A 15,991-nucleotide genomic window follows, 5' to 3' on the forward strand; every position below is an offset into this window, starting at 1 on the left:
CATGCGCTTTCTGTCCGGCCTCGTCGCCGCCACCCTGTTCGCCTCGCCCGCCTTTGCGCAATGTGGCGGAGGGTTCAATTCCTTCGTCAAAGGGCTAAAGGCCGAGGCCGTTCAACAAGGGTTCGACAAGCCGACTGTCGACGCCTTCTTCAAGGGCGTCCAGCAGGACAACGCCGTTCTGAAAGCCGACCGCGCGCAAGGGGTGTTCCAGAAACCCTTCATCGACTTTTCGCGCCGCCTGATCTCGGCCAACCGGATCGACCGCGGCAAGGCCATGTCCCAGAAATACGACGCGGTGTTCGACCGGATCGAGCGCGAATATGGCATCTCACGCGGGGTCCTGCTGGCCTTCTGGGCGTTCGAGACCGATTACGGCGCGTTTCAGGGCGATTTCAACACCCGCAATGCGCTGGTCACGCTGGCCCATGACTGCCGCCGCCCCGAGTTGTTCCGACCCCAGATCTTCGCGGCCATCGAGCTGTACAGTCAGGGCAATTTCGACCCCGCCCGCACCACGGGCGCCTGGGCCGGAGAAATCGGCATGGTCCAGATGCTGCCCCGAGACATTCTGGAAAACGGCGTGGATGGGGATGGGGACGGCAAGGTCTCACTAAAAACCTCGGCCCCGGATGCGCTGATGTCGGGGGGCAAGATGCTGTCGCATCTGGGCTGGCAACCGGGCCAGCCTTGGTTGCAGGAGGTGACAGTGCCCGCGCAGATGGATTGGTCGCTGTCCGGGCCGGGCAAACCTCGTGCAGTGTCTGACTGGCAGGCAATGGGTGTGCAGGCCCGTAGCGGCTCGCTGGCCAACCTGCCTGCCTCGCTGATCCTACCGCAGGGGCACAAAGGGCCGGCTTTTCTAGCCTATCCGAATTTCGACGTCTATTTCGAATGGAACCAGAGCTTTGTTTATGTCCTTACGGCGGCCTATTTCGGCACAAGGCTAGAAGGCGCGCAGATCTATGACGCGGGCAATCCCGCAGCAGGCCTGAACGGCGCGCAGATGAAGCAATTGCAGAGCAAGCTGCAAACGCGCGGCTATGACGTGGGCAAAATCGACGGCATTCTGGGCGCGGGCACTCGGGCCGCAGTACAGGCGGAACAGGCGCGATTGGGCCTGCCTGCGGATGCCTGGCCTACGGTTGACTTACTGAACAGACTTTAGACGGAGTGGCACCCCTGCTGGCTGACCAGAACGTCAGCCGGGGCGCATGATTGGCCATTTTCCACCGGTCCGATTTTGTCCCGAAGCCCGTTCGGGGTATGATTTCCTTATCCATTGCGAAGGAGTTCATTAATGAATATTGAAATACTTCAGCCCCAACCCTTCGACATCGTCGGCCAGACAATCATGATCGCAGGCAACGCCGTTGGCTTTGAAGGCCATCTTTCGATCTCGGTCACCGAAGGTCATGTGGAATTCAATGGAGCCGCGACGGCTGGGGCAATTGCGCTTCGCCAGTTTCAGGCCACGCTGGAAGTCCCTGACAATCCGAATTTCCAACTCGACCGTCTGATCCTGACGGTCAAGGACGACAGCGCCGGTGGGGAGGGCGGGATTCCGACCGTCCATGTTCCGATCTTTTACGGTCCGCGCATTCTGCCGGGATATGTCGGGTATCGGAACTACACCGTCGCGCCCGGAGATACGCTGACGGCGATCTCTGTATCGCAATACGGCAATGCCGGACAGGTGTCGGTGATCCAACGGGCAAACGCGCATTTTATCAGCGACCCTGATGTAATATTCCCCGGTCAGGAGTTGAGGATTCCGATCGTCTAATCGCGCGTGAGTAGCGGCAGATTACTATTGCGCTTCGGGTCTAACTGGATACCGATCACCCTTTTGATCGATCAGAATCAACCGATCGCCGCTGCGCACATAGAGGTCACACCGGCTGAACCCGTTGCGATAGGCGATACAAACGCTGCCATCCGCGGCGAAGCTGTAGGTGCCAAAGGCGGACTCTCCGCTGGCGTAAGTGTAGGAGTAGGCACCGCCCGCCGAGAATGCAGCCTTGCCGTCATCGTAGAAGGTCAGTGTTCGGCCCGCCAAGGCGTCGAGTTCATCCGGCGACAACGGCACATCTCCGGGTTTGGTGGGCCAGTCGACGGCCCAGACCGGACCGGCAGTAAACAGAAATGGGATCAGAAAACGCATCATACGGCCAGACTACCCTGCCCCGCCGCCAAACCGTCATAACGTTGCGGTGAGCGGTCAGGCGACCATCTGCTCGGCTTTTTTCAGGTCGACCGAGACCAGTTGGCTCACGCCTTGTTCCTGCATCGTGACGCCGAACAGCCGGTCCATCCGCGCCATGGTCACCGCGTGGTGGGTGATAATCAGGAACCGTGTGTCGGTCTGGCGGCACATCTCGTCCAGCAGGTCGCAGAAGCGGGTGACGTTGGCATCGTCCAGCGGTGCGTCGACCTCATCCAGCACGCAGATGGGGGCAGGATTGGCGAGGAAAACGCCAAAGATCAGCGCGGTCGCGGTCAGGGTCTGTTCCCCGCCCGACAACAGGCTCAGGGTCGAGAGCTTTTTGCCCGGCGGCTGGCACATGATCTCGAGCCCGGCATCCAGCGGGTCATCGCTTTCGACCATGACCAGATTGGCCTCGCCGCCGCCAAACAGGTGCTTGAACAGCATGGCGAAGTTCGAATTCACCTGTTCAAACGCAGTCAGCAGACGCTCGCGCCCTTCGCGGTTGAGGCTGGCAATACCGCTGCGCAAGGCCTTGATCGCCTCTTCCAGATCGGCCTTTTCACCGTTCAGAGTGTCGAACTCTTCCTTAACCTCTTTGCTGTCCTCTTCGGCCCGCAGGTTCACCGCACCCATCGCGTCGCGCTGGCGTTTGTGGCGGTTGACCTCTGCCTCAAGCGCGTCGGCGGCGGGCATCTGATCCGGGTTCACGTCCAACTGGTTCAGCAATTGGTTCGGGGTCAGCTGCTGATCTTCGGCAATCCGCTCGGCCGCTGCTGCGACGCTTTCCTTCGCCGCATCACAGCGCGCCTCAGCTGCCGCACGGGTTTCGCGCGCTTCTGAGGCCACGCGTTCTGCGTCACGCTCGGCCATGACAACCTCCCGCTGCTGGGTTTCGGCCTCGGCAAGCTTATCGGCGGCCTCAGCCCGGCGGGCTTCGGCGGCTTCGATCATCTCGTTCAGCTCTTCCCGTGCCTCGGCGATCTCGGCGGGCGCAGCCATGGCCTCGGAGAGTTCCTCCTCGGACCCCTCCTTTCGGTCGGCCAGTTCGGAAATCCGCTTTTCGGCGGTCTCCAACCGGTGCTTCCACCCGCTGAGGTCTTTCGTCACCTCCTGGCTGCGACGTGTCCGAACCTCACCTTCGCGGCGCAACTCATCATGGGTCGAGCGGTGGGTCAGCATTGTGATCCGCGCGGCTTCGACCGTTTGCTTGATGTCTTCAACCTGCGCGCGGGCACTGTCGAGGTCGCCCAGTTCGGTCAGCGCGGCTTCGGCCTCACGCAATTGCGCGCGGGCAGACATGGCGTCATCTTTGTGGCGATCCACAGACAGGGTCAGAGTTTCCAGCTTGCCCTGCGCCAGATTGCGATCCGCCTCGGCGCGCGACAAGGCGCGGGCGGCTTCGGCCATGCGCTGATCGGCACCGCGGCGCGCCTCACGCGCGCGGCGGTCTGCTTCGGTGACATCGGCCAATTGCTGCGACAGGGCCTCATGCGCTGCGCGGGCCCCTTCGGCCTGCGCCTCGGTGCGGGCGAGTTCCTGTTTCAAAGCTTCCAGCTTGTTCAACTGCTCCAACCGCAAGGCAGCTGCGCTGGGTGCATCTTCGGCCCAGGCGCGGAATCCGTCCCAGCGCCACAGATCACCGGATCGCGACACCAGCCGCTGACCCGGTTTCAAGGACGTCTGCAACCGCGCGCCAAGCTCTGCATCAACCAAGCCGATTTGCGCGATCCGGCGGCTGAGGCGATCCGGCCCCGAGACATGCAGCGCCAAAGGTTCGGCCCCTTCCGGCAGAGGCTGATCCGCGTCGTAGCCCGCGACCTGCACCCAACCTGATGGCCCATCGCCCTCAACCAAGGGCGCGCGCAGATCGTCGGCCAAAGCCGCCCCAAGCGCCTTTTCAAAGCCCGGTGCGACGCGCAGAAGGTCCAGCACCTGCCCACCTTCGGCAGTGTCCCGTTCGACCAGTTTGGCCAGCGCGGTGGTTTCGGCCCGTATAGCCCCCAACTCACCCTCGGCCTCGGACCGTTGGGCCCGGGCCTCAGCCTCGCGCGCCTGCGTCTCGGTCCGCATCTCATCTGCGGCAGCCAGCGCTTCCTCGGCCGCTTCGGCAGCTTCACGAGCCTCTTCTTCACCCTCTTGCGCCGCCTCAAAAGCGTCATCCGCGCGCGTCAGGGCAGACTTGGCATCGTCCACCGCCAGCCGCGCTTTCTGCTCTTCGCCCTCGGACCGAGCTAGGGTCTTGCGGCTGTCCTCAACCAAGCGCTGCGCCGACTGGTGGCGCGCGACCAGGCGGGCCATATCCTCGGTCTGTTGAGACAGGTGGTCTTCGCGTTCCTGCAGGATCGAGGCCGCTTCGCGCGCCACCTCAGCTGCCTCGGCAACCTTTTCATCATGACCTTCCGCAGCCTTGATCAGCTCGCGGGCTTCCCATTCGAGGCGCTCAATCATTTCGCCTGCATCGCGGTTCAGGCCCGTTTCGCGTTCGATATCGTTGCCGAGTTGCTGGATGCGGTTGGTCAGCGTCTCAATGGTCTGGCGCGCGCGGGTTTCCTGATCCGAGAGTTGATCGCGCTGTACCTGCTGGCGTTGCAGGACGGCGGCGGCGATGGCCTCTTCTTCGCGAAGGGGCGGTAAGGTTTCCTCAATCTCCGCGCGTTTGGCAGCGGCCTCTCGAGCAGCGGCTTCAGCGCGTGAAGCCTCTGTGATCCGGTCGCGCAGCTTGTCTTCGGCAACCTGGCGGGCGATATCGGCCTCTTTCCATCGCCGATAAAGCAGCATCCCCTCGGCCTGCCGCAGCTGTTCTCCGATCTCGCGGTAGCGCGCGGCCTGACGCGCCTGACGCGCCAATTGCGCAAGTTGGCCGCCCAACTGTTCCAACACATCATCGACACGGGTCAGGTTGGCCTCAGTGCCTTTCAACTTCAACTCGGCCTCATGCCGCCGCTGATAGAGGCCTGAGATCCCGGCAGCCTCTTCCAGAATGCGGCGTCGGGCGCGGGGTTTGGCGTTGATCAGCTCGGCAATGCGGTTCTGACCCACCAGTGCCGGCGAGTGCGCCCCGGTCGAGGCATCGGCGAACAGCATCTGCACATCGCGGGCGCGCACGTCCTTGCCATTGGTCTTGTAGGCGCTGCCGACATCGCGGGTAATGCGGCGGATGATCTCCAACTGGTCGCTGTCATTGAAGCCCGAAGGCGCCAGACGTTCCGAGTTGTCCATGGTTAGGACCACTTCGGCAAAGTTGCGCGCAGGTCGCGTAGCCGCCCCGGCGAAAATCACATCCTCCATCGCGCCGCCACGCATGGATTTGGGACGGTTTTCGCCCATCACCCAGCGCAGAGCTTCAAGAAGGTTGGATTTGCCGCAGCCATTGGGACCCACCACACCGGTCAACCCGTCCGCAATGATCAGATCGGTCGGATCAACAAAGCTTTTGAAGCCGGTCAGTTTGAGTTTGCTAAAGCGCAAAGGCCGCCTGTCCCATGATTCCTAATACAGGGAAGTCTGCGCAACGGATTGGGGCCGAGTCAACGGATATGCGCAGGATATGGGCGATGGACCCGAGTTATCCACAACATCTTGGCAGTTTCACGCGCAATGCGACGCGCGCTAATAGGGCGTACACTCAAAGACCTGATAGTCGGAACTGCCGGAATAACCGTAGTTGACGCATTCATAGGGCCGCAAAAGCAGCGCACCAAAGATCAGCTTTTCCCCAAGTTCCTGATCACAGCCCAACACGCCCACCGTCACCGCCGCATCCCCCAACACATCCATCAACGGACAGCCCGAGACCTGCGCCATGGCTAGCGCCGCCCGGTCGCGAACCGGCCCCAGCCGCGGCGCGTATTGAGAGTTCACTCGCACCGCCTCGGCCAATGGGCCGCGCACACGCACGTCAAAGACACTACCATTCACTGCAACCCGCGTCGCAGGCATATCACGGAAATGAGGCGAGCCACCCGAACAGGCAGCCAGCAGCAGGACAGGAAGCAAGCGCATCATGCTGCCGTTCTAACGGCGATATGGTTAACGAAGCCTTACTGACCGCCAGCACGCAGCACCTGCCCAAGGCGCCGAATGCCCTCGCGGATGGTGTCCTCATCGGAGTTTGAGAAACTCAGCCGAAGGGTGTTTTCACCACTGCCATCCGGGAAAAACGCCTGACCGGGAACAAAGGCCACTTTGACCGTGTCCAGAGCTCGGGCCAAAAGCGCAGCACCGCTGGTCCCGGCGGGCAGCGTCAGCCACACGAACATCCCACCCTCGGGTTTGGTCCAGGAGACACCGTCGGGCATATGGGCCTGCAACGCCGTCAACATGGCATCGCGGCGCGCGCGATAGGTCTGCCTCTCTTTTGGGATATGGCTTTCGAAACAGGCCTGCGCCACCTGATGCACAGCCATCTGGTTGATCGTGGCCGAATGGAGATCCGCCGCCTGCTTCATCAGAACCAGCTGCGAGATGATAGGTTTGGCCGCCACAACCCAACCAACCCGCAACCCCGGCGACAGGGTTTTCGAGAAGCTGCCGCAATAGATCGTCCGACAGCCCTCAATCGACCCCTTCCGCGCTTGCTCCAGCGCCAGAATCGGAGGGATTGGCGCACCGTCATAGCGCAGCGCCTGATAGGCCCCATCTTCGATAACCACGCAGTCCAGATCCTCGGCCAGATCCAGCAGTGCCTCGCGCCCACGCAGATCGACAGTTTCACCCGTGGGATTGGAAAAGTCCGGCGAGAGATACGCGAATTTGACCCGTCCCTCGCCTGCGGCCTTTCGATATTCCTCGGCCCCTTGATTGCCGGGAATGCTGAGCTGGTCGAAACGCGGCTCATAGGCATTGAACGCGGAGATTGCACCCAGATAGGTCGGCCAGCCGACCAAGGCGGTATCGCCGGGAGACAAGAACAGCTTGCCCAAATAGTCCAGCGCCTGCTGCGAGCCCGAAGTGATCAGGATGTTGTCCATGTCACACGCGACTCCGATTGAGGCCATATGGTCGACCAACCATTCGCGCAGCGGAGCATATCCTTCGCTCACCGAATATTGCAGCGCTTGCGCCTGCCGGTCCGGACCAAGAGCTGCCTGAAAGGCCTGCGCAAACGCGTCCGCCGGAAACAGGGCAGGATCGGGGATACCACCGGCGAATGAGATGATATCTGGCTGATCCAGGAGTTTCAGCAACTCCCTGATCTCGGATGCCTTCATGTTCTGCGTCCGAGTGGCGAATAGCGGATGTGTGGTCATTGGGCTCCTCCGATCTCAATGCGCGCAGCCTATGCGGACGCCAAATAAAGTCAATAATATTGACCTAATGTTTCACACGATGTGAGGCCCTGTTCTTGAACCTGCACGCGCCCTGTGGTCATATGTTTTGACCAATTTCGGACGACCCTATGCCCTTTCAGAAAATTCAGACCGAGAAGCTATCGATTGCAGTGGTCCGGCAGATCGAGCTGCTGATCCTGCGTGGCATCCTGCGCCCCGGCGAGAGATTGCCGTCAGAACGAGAACTGGCCGAGAGGATGGGAGTCTCTCGCCCATCCCTCCGCGACGCCATCGCCGAATTGCAGGAGCAGGGCCTGCTGACCGCGAAAGCCGGGTCAGGAATCTACGTAGCCGAGGTGCTCGGGTCCGCCTTTTCGCCAGCGCTGATCCGATTGTTTGGCAGCCATGAAGAGGCAGTGTTCGACTACCTCTCTTTCCGCCGCGACCTCGAGGGGCTGGCCGCCGAGCGTGCCGCGCGTCTGGGATCGACAAGTGATCTGAAAGTCGTTCAGGCGATCTTTGACCGGATGGAGGCCGCCCATGACCGCAACGCCACCCAAGATGAGGCGCAACTGGACGCGGACTTCCACATGGCCATCATCGAGGCCAGCCACAATGTAATCATGCTGCATATGATGCGGTCAATGTATGACCTGCTGCGTCAGGGCGTGTTCTACAATCGCCAGATGATGTTCCAGCAACGCGCAACCCGCGAAGCCATCCTCGACCAACACCGAGCGATCAATCAGGCACTGCAACAGCGCGATCCTTTCAAGGCAAAGCAAGCTGTTGAAAAACACTTGAGTTTTGTCGAAACGTGTCTCTTCGAGCAACAAACCTCGAAACGAAATGACGAAATCGCAAAGCAAAGACTTCAACATCTACCGATGATGTGGCCCGATTGATGTAGGTTTACCAATTCCTAGGTTGCTCGTACGGCAGCAACAACCGTCGCTTCACTTTTTTGAATTTCAAAACCGTAAGCCTCCAGCTTTTCTAGTAATTGCTGAACGGTTTTCCCCCGATCGTAAAACACTCCAGGATGCAATTCCACGATCATTGCGCGACAGTTGCTAAGCGCCGCTGCATCTTGGGAAATCAGATCGAACTCAGCGCCTTCAATATCACACACCAAAGAATACTCACCTTCAATGCACTCTTGTTGCAGTAGCTGCGTCAATGTTATGGCTTGCACCGATATTCTTTCGCCACCGGTTCCGTTGTCCCGCCAGTTTTCAGCGACATGGCTACCGTGGGTACCGGAGGTGACCGTAAACGGGATACTATCTCTTCCAGAATAGTCTATCGCACAATTAACTAGCGCAAGTTTTCGACTAGGGTTGATAGCGAGCGCGTTTTCTCTGCATAGGTCTAAGAGTTCGGGGTTAGCTTCGACAACAACTTGGCGAGCGTCCTCGTTCAGTTTTCGATTCAAAAGTCCTGAGACAATTCCATAGGATCCACCAAGTTCAACGACTGGGAGATCAGGAGGAAGATAGTCCTGCATCAAATTGCGCTCTGGTTGCTGATAAATCCCTTTGTAGAGGGCGTGGTACGCAGCAAAAGGAATATCTTCGGGGTAGCTGAATCGCATTCCGTCTATTTCAATGGTGTGCCCCGACAGTTTTGAACGAATTTTCTTCTTCGCTTTTTTACTCGGCCGAACAAAGTTTGGTCCGCGTTCAAATCCAAGGTAGCGATCTTTTCGCCCCTTACCTTCCAATGTACCAATGTCGACTGTTGCACATGTCGTGGTTACAGTCTTCGGCTTGAATGCGCGAGCATATTTTTCTTCGAACCTATTGCAAGATTCCTTGAACGCATCGTCAATCTTGCCTAGGCCCAAATGCTCCACTCGGAAATCGACGACGTAACAAGAGTATCCTCGCATTTCGGCCTGCGCAACGAGGTCTGTTCCATAGAGATGAAACCCCGTGAGATCATTCGAGAATGCAACGCGGGTGTTTTGGCGAACCACCATGAAGTTCTCATCAAGAGAATTCACCCTGGCTATTGGGTTCCTTTTCGTCCCTGCGACAACTGTGTTTCTTTCAGTCAAATAGTAATAACGATCTTTGCCTCCAACTCCTGCGTTCCCTAAAACCGCCCAATTTGGATCCAGCTCGCTAACTTGTGAAATTACTTCTCGCAACCTTGTGGGTCCATCTATTGCAAGGATATCCTGATGGCACAAAATCGCATACCGCCCTCGAGCCTGGTTTAGGGCCGCATTCAAACCAGCAAATCCATCACCAGTATTTTCCACGCGATTGTCGACATATAGAAACTCGCAAAATGTATCATCAAAACCCGCATTTCGCATTGAAACAATCATATTTTGGTATTGATCAGCGCTGGACACCAACGAACAGAACGAAAACTCCAACTCGTACCCGGTCTTGTTGGTTACGACAGACGCCTTCGGTATCGTTTTCATTTCTTTTCGTCCGTTTCCTCGCGCGACATGCGTCGCAGTTTGCACAAAGCAAGATTGTACTGAGCTCTGCCAGGCTGGTGTCCAATGAAACCTGCCGACCAAGTGTTTGCCTTGTTTGACACTTCGGCAGAAGCAATAGTCCGGCCTTCGCTATTCAGTTTTTCCCAAATATCCTATCGCAGCCTTCAATTCGGCGGGCACATGTTTTACCCAAAAGTCAGGCTCATACCGCTCATAAGCATGACCGCCCATTGGTAATTTTCTGTCAAGCAGTTCATATAACTCTGACGGACAAGCTTCAAAGGCAAATTGAGCGGCGTCTCTCGGCCGTGGAACCCGAAATTCTGGAAATCTTTCTGGCACAAATCCGGACCAAAAAATGTCCTCGTTTATACCGGATTTCACAACCATTACCCTGGAATTTAGAAAAATTCGACAAATCCAATCAGCAATACGCACGAAACCAAGCTTAGAAAGCGTACTAAAAAACTTGGTTCGATTGATCATTTTCGTCGATTGCAACACCCTCAAAGCAGATTGAACGTGGCGCAAACTGAACCCTCCATTCAACGTCTTCAAGAGCTTCAATGGCCTGTGAGGCTCGCTATACCCTTTAAACATAGGTGCTCCGACAAATGCATAGCCTTTTTGCACCCACTCCTCAACTTCATCCCTTAGAACAACCGCATCATGCTGACAGATCAAAATGTACTCGCTGTCCAAGAAGCGGCGAAAAAATGTCTCGCTCTTTAGTAGACTGTTGTAACCTTTTACACTTTCAAAGTGATTGCCTTCAAAGAGCTCCAAGAAAACTTCCTGTCCGACCGCTGGTGATATGACATCTCTCGTTTTTCGCAGCAAATCACGTTGACAGCGTGAACCAATGAGCACGACTCTATTTCTCGCCAACACGTCCAGATTGTGCTTGAGTACCTGAAGCTCAGCCGAACAAAGTTCACGATAGACCGGAACCACAACAGTACATGTACTGCTTACTGACTTGTTCAAGATCAATCTCCTAAGTCACTCTGTTTCAATGCAACCAGCAGGTACTATAGAAGTGTTGTTCTTTGGAAATACAGGGCGTCCGCAACGTTCGGTGTTGTTATGTTTCAGGCACCTCAACAGGCGCCTGAAACATTGGTCTTGCATGCTCTAGTGCAACTTAGCACCGACATCAGCAATGGCCGCGTCGATCAGCTTGTTCGCCTGCGTCGCAGTCATCTGTTTCGCCAGAACGGCGTTTGCAGCGGATACCGCAACCGAGATCGCCTGATCGCGAACTTCCTTCACAGCCGAAGCTTCAGCCGAAGCGATCTGATCCTGCGCGGCCGCCAAACGGCGTGCGATGGATATTTCCAGGTCGACCTTGGCCTGTTCCGCTGCCAGAGCCGCATCGTCCTTGGCCGCAGCCACGATGGCATCTGCCTGCGTCTGCACTTCACGCTGCTTACGCTCATACGAGGCCAGCAGGCTGCGGGCTTCTTCATGCAGGGCTCGGGCTTCGTCGAGTTCCGACTTGATGCCCTCGGCACGGTTGTCCAGGGCGCCACCGATCATGCCGGGGACCTTGAAGTAGAACAGAACCCCGATGAAGACGATGAAGCCCAGAAGGACGACAAAGTCGGTGTTGCCCAGCGAGAAGAACGGTCCTTTGGCCGCCAATGCGGGGCTGGCCGCGCCGAAGGTCAGGATAAGGGCAAGAGTGTTCCGCATGTCACTTATCCTTTCATCTGCGCGTCAACGGCACCGTCGATGGCTTTGGCATCTGCCTCGCCGCCCAGTGCAGTCACCAGTTCAGCCGCCGTATCTTTGGCAACCACTTGAATGCTTTCCAACGCACCGGCACGGATGTCGGCAATTGCCTTCTCCGATTCAGCCGCCTTTGCAGCGATTTCCGCATCCGCTTTGGCAATCGCGTCATCCAGACCAGACTGGATTTCGGCGCGGGCTTCCGCTGCGATACGCTGAGCCTCAGAACGGGCATCGGCCAGCGCCTTGTTATAGGCCTCTTCGGCCTCGACCGCTTTGGCCTTCAGATCTTCGGCCGCAGCCAGGTCATTTGTAATGGTCCCCTGACGTTCAGCCAGGATTGCCGCGATGCGAGGCAGAGCCACGCGAGACAGGACCAGAAAGATGACGACCAGCGTAATGACCAGCCAGAAAATCTGGTTGGGGAACCAATCGAAGCAGAGCTGCGGCATCCCGATGGCAGAGCCATAGGAGTCGACGCACGAGCCAGCTACCTCTTTAGTAATGGGTTCAGTCGCCATGATATCCTCCGTCGGAAACGTGTCTTTACAACAGGTGGGCCGCTATGGCTTGGGCCCACCTGCGCGTAAGGATCAGGTTCCGCAGATTATACGGCGAACATCAGCAGCAGCGAGACCAGGAATGCGAAGATCCCCAGGGCTTCTGCGAACGCGATACCGATGAAGAGGGTTGCGGTCTGCGAAGCAGCCGCCGAAGGGTTGCGCAGAGCGCCGGCCAGGAAGTTGCCTGCTACGTTGCCCACCCCGATTGCGGCTGCGCCGGAACCGATTGCTGCCAGGCCTGCGCCGATGTGTGCGAGATCGCCTTCCATGATGTATCTCCTTACGAATTGGAAGTTTCGATGTTGGGTGTTCGGACCTTAGTGCGACGGATGCAGCGCATCTTTCAGATAAACACAGGTCAGAATGGTGAATACGTAGGCCTGAATGAAGGCCACCAGGACCTCAAGACCGTACATTGCGGTGATCGCCAGAACGGACACGGGCGAGATCACGGCAACCGCAGCGAAGCCTGCGAAAACCTTGATAACCGCGTGGCCAGCCATGACGTTACCGGCAAGACGAATGGAGTGGCTGACGGGGCGTACGAAGTACGAGATCAGCTCGATGATCGCCAGGATCGGGCGCAAGGCCAGAGGCGCGCTGGAAACCCAGAACAGACCCAGGAACGCGGCGCCGTTTTTGACGAAGCCCAGAACGGTTACGGTCAGGAACACTGCCAGCGCCAGCGGAATGGTGACCGCGAAATGCGAGGTTGTAGTGAACGAGGTCGGGATCAGGCCCAGGAAGTTGGCGCAGACAATGAACATGAACAGGGTCATGACATAGGGGAAGAACTTAACGCCCTCCTTGCCGCAGATGTCTTCCAGCATCTTGTAGACGAATCCGTAGGTCAGCTCTGCAACAGACTGCATACGTGTCGGAACAATCGCGCGCTTCGATGTGGGCAGAACCAGCAGCAGAATAACCGCGACGATTGCAAAGAACAGCCACAGGGTTACGTTGGTGATGGTGAACATACCAACAGCGCCGTCGCCAAACAGCGGTTTGACGATGAACTGATCCATTGGGTGGAATACCAGGCTGCTGCCTTCTGCTGCGGTGGTCTCAGTTGCCACGTTCAGTCCCTCTCGTCCTTCTCGGCAGCCGTCGCCGCCATTTGTTTCTCTTGGGCCTCTTTCGCGCTGCGGAGCATAACCTTCACGCCCGCGACAAGGCCCAGCAATGTGAACAGCACCAGAAAGATCGGGATTGTCCCGAGCAGGCTATCCAGCCCATATCCGATGCCAAATCCGATCCCCAGACCGGATACCATTTCGATGACCATCCTCCAGGCAAGCTCGCCTCCGGATACGTCAGCATCTGCACGGGGCTTGGGCTGTTTTGCCTTTTTCGCCGCGTCGATCTTGGCCTCAAGCTGCGCCATACGCTGCTTTTGGTCGTCATCGGTCACGGGCGTTTCCCTCGTATAGTCTTGAGGCTAGGTGCTAAGGGGCAAGGGGCGCAGAGTCAACGGGCTTGAACGCCCGAATTGACGCAGGTTAAAGTACTGATTTTAAAATAATAAACCACCTACTCAAAATCGCTCAACTGCACAGGCAAAGGCCAAAATCAGGCAATCCGCCTAAAATGCCATATTCAACCCTTTGGTTGATCTTTGACTTCCGTGCCTTGGCGCATCCGCCGAACAATGCGGCCATCGATCAGCAAAAGCCCGACAAGGATCGCTGCCATACCAAGCATATGCTCGGGGCGCAGGGCCTCTTTTAACACCCACGTTCCCAGCACCAACGCCGAGACCGGCGCGATGAGGGTAACGGTTGAAATGTTCGTCGGACCCACTTTGGGCAGCAGCCAATAAAACACGATGAACGCCGCCGAGGTCAGGACAAATCCGATCATCAGCAGAGACGCCCAGGTCTCAACCCGGGTGACATGGGGCAACCCCTCTTGCCAGAGGGCCAGCGGAGTGATTGCCAGTGTTGCTCCGGTCAGAGCCAAGGCAACCAGAACCACGGGCTGCATATCCTGGAACGCGCGCGCGAAGTTGACCGAGAAGGCGTAGCAGACCGGAGCCAGCAGGATCAGCAGTATGGCCCAGAACTGGGAACCGGCCCCGGAATACAGAACCGGCAGCGACAGCACGACAATGCCCGCGAACCCACAGACCACGCCCATAGACTTCAAGAAGGTTGCCCGCTCACCCCCCGGCCAGAAATGCGAGACGATGACCGCGAAGGCAGGCGTCGTTGCATTCACGATACCCGCCACGCCGGCACCAATATGCTGCTGGCCCAGCGCGTAAAACGCGAATGGCGCGGCATAGCTGAGCGCACCAAACCCCAGTAAGGCAATCGCGCGGTTGCCTGACAGGCGTGCGTTCAGACGGGCGCCAATGACGTAAATCCAGCACCCCAGTGCTCCAAACCCAACCCGCCCCATGGACACGGACAGCGGCCCGAGTTCGCGCAGCAAAATGGCGTTGAACATGAAAGACATGCCCCAGCCTATGCCGAGGATACAGATCACCAGCCAGTATTTCAGCGGCATTGAGACACCCATTTTCAAGTCAACGCGCAGCATCGCGATGGGCCGCAAATTGTCAAACCGGTTCCTGCGTATTAGGAACGTGACATGTCAAACGACCTCGATACTGTTTTTGCCGCTTTGGCCGATCCGACCCGCCGCACCATCCTTGCGATGCTGCTGGAGGATGACATGGCCGTCACCGATGTGGCCGAACCGTTCGAGATGTCTCTGGCCGCGATCTCGAAACATCTGGTCATTCTGACCCGGGCCGGGCTGATCAGCCAGGAAAAACGCGGGCGGGTGAAATGGTGCAAGCTGGAGCCGGACGCCCTGCGCACAGCCTCGGTCTGGATGCAGGGCTTCGGGCAGTTCGAACCCGTCAATCTGGACGCGTTCGAACGGTTTTTGGAAGTCGAGCTACCGTCGGGAGACGACCCCTAAGTCATCTGACCACGAAGACCGACATTTTTGAATGCTGCGCCAGTTTCCCGGCGTGGCTCGTGAAGATGTAGTCTGTGATCCGCGGGGCGTGTGTGCCAACAACGATCAGATCCGCGCCAATCTCTTCGGCGGCTTTCGCAAGATCCCCGTCTACCTCGGCGGCGACATCGACAGAGTGGATATTGCGCGTCTCAACCTCGGTGCCACTTAGTTTGCCGATCTCGTCTGCCAGCGCCGATAGGCTTTCGGCAATCGCCTCATCCGTTTGCAAGGCCTCGCCAGGCAGCATACCCGTCACGCTGACGAGGGTAACCTTGGCGCTCTGCCATTTGGCGATTTCAGCCGCGACTGCAGTTGCCTTCTGGACCTCAGGCGGCATATGCAAGTCGACAGGGATCATGATGTGATTGTACATGAATTCCTCCTCTCTCCGGGTTTGAGGTTAGAGGACAACGCAATTTGGGGCCTTGATCTGGCTCAACCCCTTTAAAAAAGGGCCGGTTTACCCCTCCTGACTGTATTCTACACCGGTGATCACACCGGTCGCATCGGCCCGGCAAATCCAGGGCGCTTCAGCACCCGCCACAGAGACGCTCACGACCGTTCCCGTTGCCTCTGACCGCGTTGAGGTCGCCTGAACATCGCCAGATGCCACACCCGTTTCCGCCGATACCAGCGCCTCGCAACTGGCCTGCAGATCTGATCCCTTCTTGTCAGAGCCGCTCGGGGCACAGGCACAGAGAAAAAGGGCCGTTCCAATCACGAAAACTCGGGTCATTTTTGCGTTCCTTTCGTGCAATGGTCGAATTCTGCCACAGCTGGGATCAAGCACAAG

18 protein-coding genes are annotated in these 15,991 nt (G+C 57.9%); 4 read left to right on the forward strand and 14 right to left on the reverse strand.

Annotated features, from left to right (window positions below; genetic code table 11):
• Nucleotide 1 precedes the first annotated feature (1 nt).
• Both ACR0KL_RS17880 and ACR0KL_RS17885 read left to right on the forward strand, forming a co-directional pair.
• Nucleotides 2-1,165, forward strand: coding sequence for a lytic murein transglycosylase (locus ACR0KL_RS17880; RefSeq protein WP_480777340.1), 1,164 nt, complete (start codon nt 2-4; stop codon nt 1,163-1,165).
• Between the two features lie 132 nt (nt 1,166-1,297).
• The gene (locus ACR0KL_RS17885) at nt 1,298-1,783 is read left to right on the forward strand and encodes a LysM peptidoglycan-binding domain-containing protein (protein WP_170681286.1); all 486 of its coding nucleotides are present in this window, start codon (nt 1,298-1,300) and stop codon (nt 1,781-1,783) included.
• A 24-nt stretch (nt 1,784-1,807) separates the two neighbouring features.
• Here ACR0KL_RS17885 and ACR0KL_RS17890 read toward each other — a convergent pair whose 3' ends face one another.
• The 4 genes from ACR0KL_RS17890 to ACR0KL_RS17905 form a co-directional block, all read right to left on the reverse strand.
• Nucleotides 1,808-2,164, reverse strand: coding sequence for a hypothetical protein (locus tag ACR0KL_RS17890; protein WP_170668012.1), 357 nt, complete (start codon nt 2,162-2,164; stop codon nt 1,808-1,810).
• Nucleotides 2,165-2,218: 54 nt separating this feature from the next.
• Nucleotides 2,219-5,674, reverse strand: coding sequence for a chromosome segregation SMC family protein (locus ACR0KL_RS17895; RefSeq protein WP_480777341.1), 3,456 nt, complete (start codon nt 5,672-5,674; stop codon nt 2,219-2,221).
• A 141-nt stretch (nt 5,675-5,815) separates the two neighbouring features.
• Entirely contained in the window at nt 5,816-6,211 is a 396-nt protein-coding gene (locus tag ACR0KL_RS17900; RefSeq protein ID WP_170681290.1) for a hypothetical protein, read from the reverse strand.
• Between the two features lie 35 nt (nt 6,212-6,246).
• Nucleotides 6,247-7,455: an aminotransferase-like domain-containing protein gene (locus ACR0KL_RS17905; RefSeq protein WP_480777342.1), complete on the reverse strand. Its 1,209-nt coding sequence runs from the start codon at nt 7,453-7,455 to the stop codon at nt 6,247-6,249.
• A 149-nt stretch (nt 7,456-7,604) separates the two neighbouring features.
• Between ACR0KL_RS17905 and ACR0KL_RS17910 the strand changes: the two genes are divergently transcribed.
• Complete coding sequence (locus ACR0KL_RS17910; protein WP_170556365.1) at nt 7,605-8,381, forward strand: FCD domain-containing protein; 777 nt, start codon at nt 7,605-7,607, stop codon at nt 8,379-8,381.
• 17 nt (nt 8,382-8,398) lie between these two features.
• On the opposite strand, the gene ACR0KL_RS17915 is transcribed toward ACR0KL_RS17910, so the two are convergent.
• From ACR0KL_RS17915 to ACR0KL_RS17950, 8 genes are all read right to left on the reverse strand, one after another.
• A complete protein-coding gene (locus ACR0KL_RS17915; RefSeq protein ID WP_170681295.1) occupies nt 8,399-9,913 on the reverse strand; it encodes an FkbM family methyltransferase in 1,515 nt (504 codons plus the stop codon).
• Nucleotides 9,914-10,063: 150 nt separating this feature from the next.
• Entirely contained in the window at nt 10,064-10,921 is an 858-nt protein-coding gene (locus tag ACR0KL_RS17920; protein WP_170556363.1) for a DUF5672 family protein, read from the reverse strand.
• 147 nt (nt 10,922-11,068) lie between these two features.
• Nucleotides 11,069-11,629 (reverse strand): F0F1 ATP synthase subunit B, encoded by a 561-nt coding sequence (locus ACR0KL_RS17925; protein ID WP_480777343.1) that lies wholly within the window; start codon nt 11,627-11,629, stop codon nt 11,069-11,071.
• A gap of 5 nt (nt 11,630-11,634) precedes the next feature.
• Nucleotides 11,635-12,186, reverse strand: coding sequence for a F0F1 ATP synthase subunit B' (locus tag ACR0KL_RS17930; protein ID WP_170681299.1), 552 nt, complete (start codon nt 12,184-12,186; stop codon nt 11,635-11,637).
• A gap of 86 nt (nt 12,187-12,272) precedes the next feature.
• Nucleotides 12,273-12,497, reverse strand: coding sequence for a F0F1 ATP synthase subunit C (locus tag ACR0KL_RS17935; RefSeq protein WP_005981269.1), 225 nt, complete (start codon nt 12,495-12,497; stop codon nt 12,273-12,275).
• Nucleotides 12,498-12,545: 48 nt separating this feature from the next.
• The gene (locus ACR0KL_RS17940) at nt 12,546-13,304 is read right to left on the reverse strand and encodes a F0F1 ATP synthase subunit A (RefSeq protein WP_170681303.1); all 759 of its coding nucleotides are present in this window, start codon (nt 13,302-13,304) and stop codon (nt 12,546-12,548) included.
• A 2-nt stretch (nt 13,305-13,306) separates the two neighbouring features.
• Nucleotides 13,307-13,639 carry an AtpZ/AtpI family protein gene (locus ACR0KL_RS17945; RefSeq protein ID WP_170380482.1) on the reverse strand — a complete coding sequence of 111 codons (333 nt, stop codon included), beginning with the start codon at nt 13,637-13,639 and terminating at the stop codon, nt 13,307-13,309.
• Nucleotides 13,640-13,824: 185 nt separating this feature from the next.
• Nucleotides 13,825-14,736 carry a DMT family transporter gene (locus ACR0KL_RS17950; RefSeq protein ID WP_480777352.1) on the reverse strand — a complete coding sequence of 304 codons (912 nt, stop codon included), beginning with the start codon at nt 14,734-14,736 and terminating at the stop codon, nt 13,825-13,827.
• A gap of 84 nt (nt 14,737-14,820) precedes the next feature.
• Between ACR0KL_RS17950 and ACR0KL_RS17955 the strand changes: the two genes are divergently transcribed.
• Nucleotides 14,821-15,156 carry a metalloregulator ArsR/SmtB family transcription factor gene (locus tag ACR0KL_RS17955; protein ID WP_170681306.1) on the forward strand — a complete coding sequence of 112 codons (336 nt, stop codon included), beginning with the start codon at nt 14,821-14,823 and terminating at the stop codon, nt 15,154-15,156.
• 1 nt (nt 15,157) lies between these two features.
• On the opposite strand, the gene ACR0KL_RS17960 is transcribed toward ACR0KL_RS17955, so the two are convergent.
• Both ACR0KL_RS17960 and ACR0KL_RS17965 read right to left on the reverse strand, forming a co-directional pair.
• On the reverse strand, nt 15,158-15,571 hold the full coding sequence (locus tag ACR0KL_RS17960; protein WP_480777344.1) for a universal stress protein: 414 nt from the start codon (nt 15,569-15,571) through the stop codon (nt 15,158-15,160).
• 87 nt (nt 15,572-15,658) lie between these two features.
• Nucleotides 15,659-15,934 carry a hypothetical protein gene (locus ACR0KL_RS17965; RefSeq protein ID WP_170681310.1) on the reverse strand — a complete coding sequence of 92 codons (276 nt, stop codon included), beginning with the start codon at nt 15,932-15,934 and terminating at the stop codon, nt 15,659-15,661.
• Nucleotides 15,935-15,991 lie beyond the last annotated feature (57 nt).

The sequence above is a fragment of the Ruegeria sp. C8 genome, assembly GCF_056537565.1.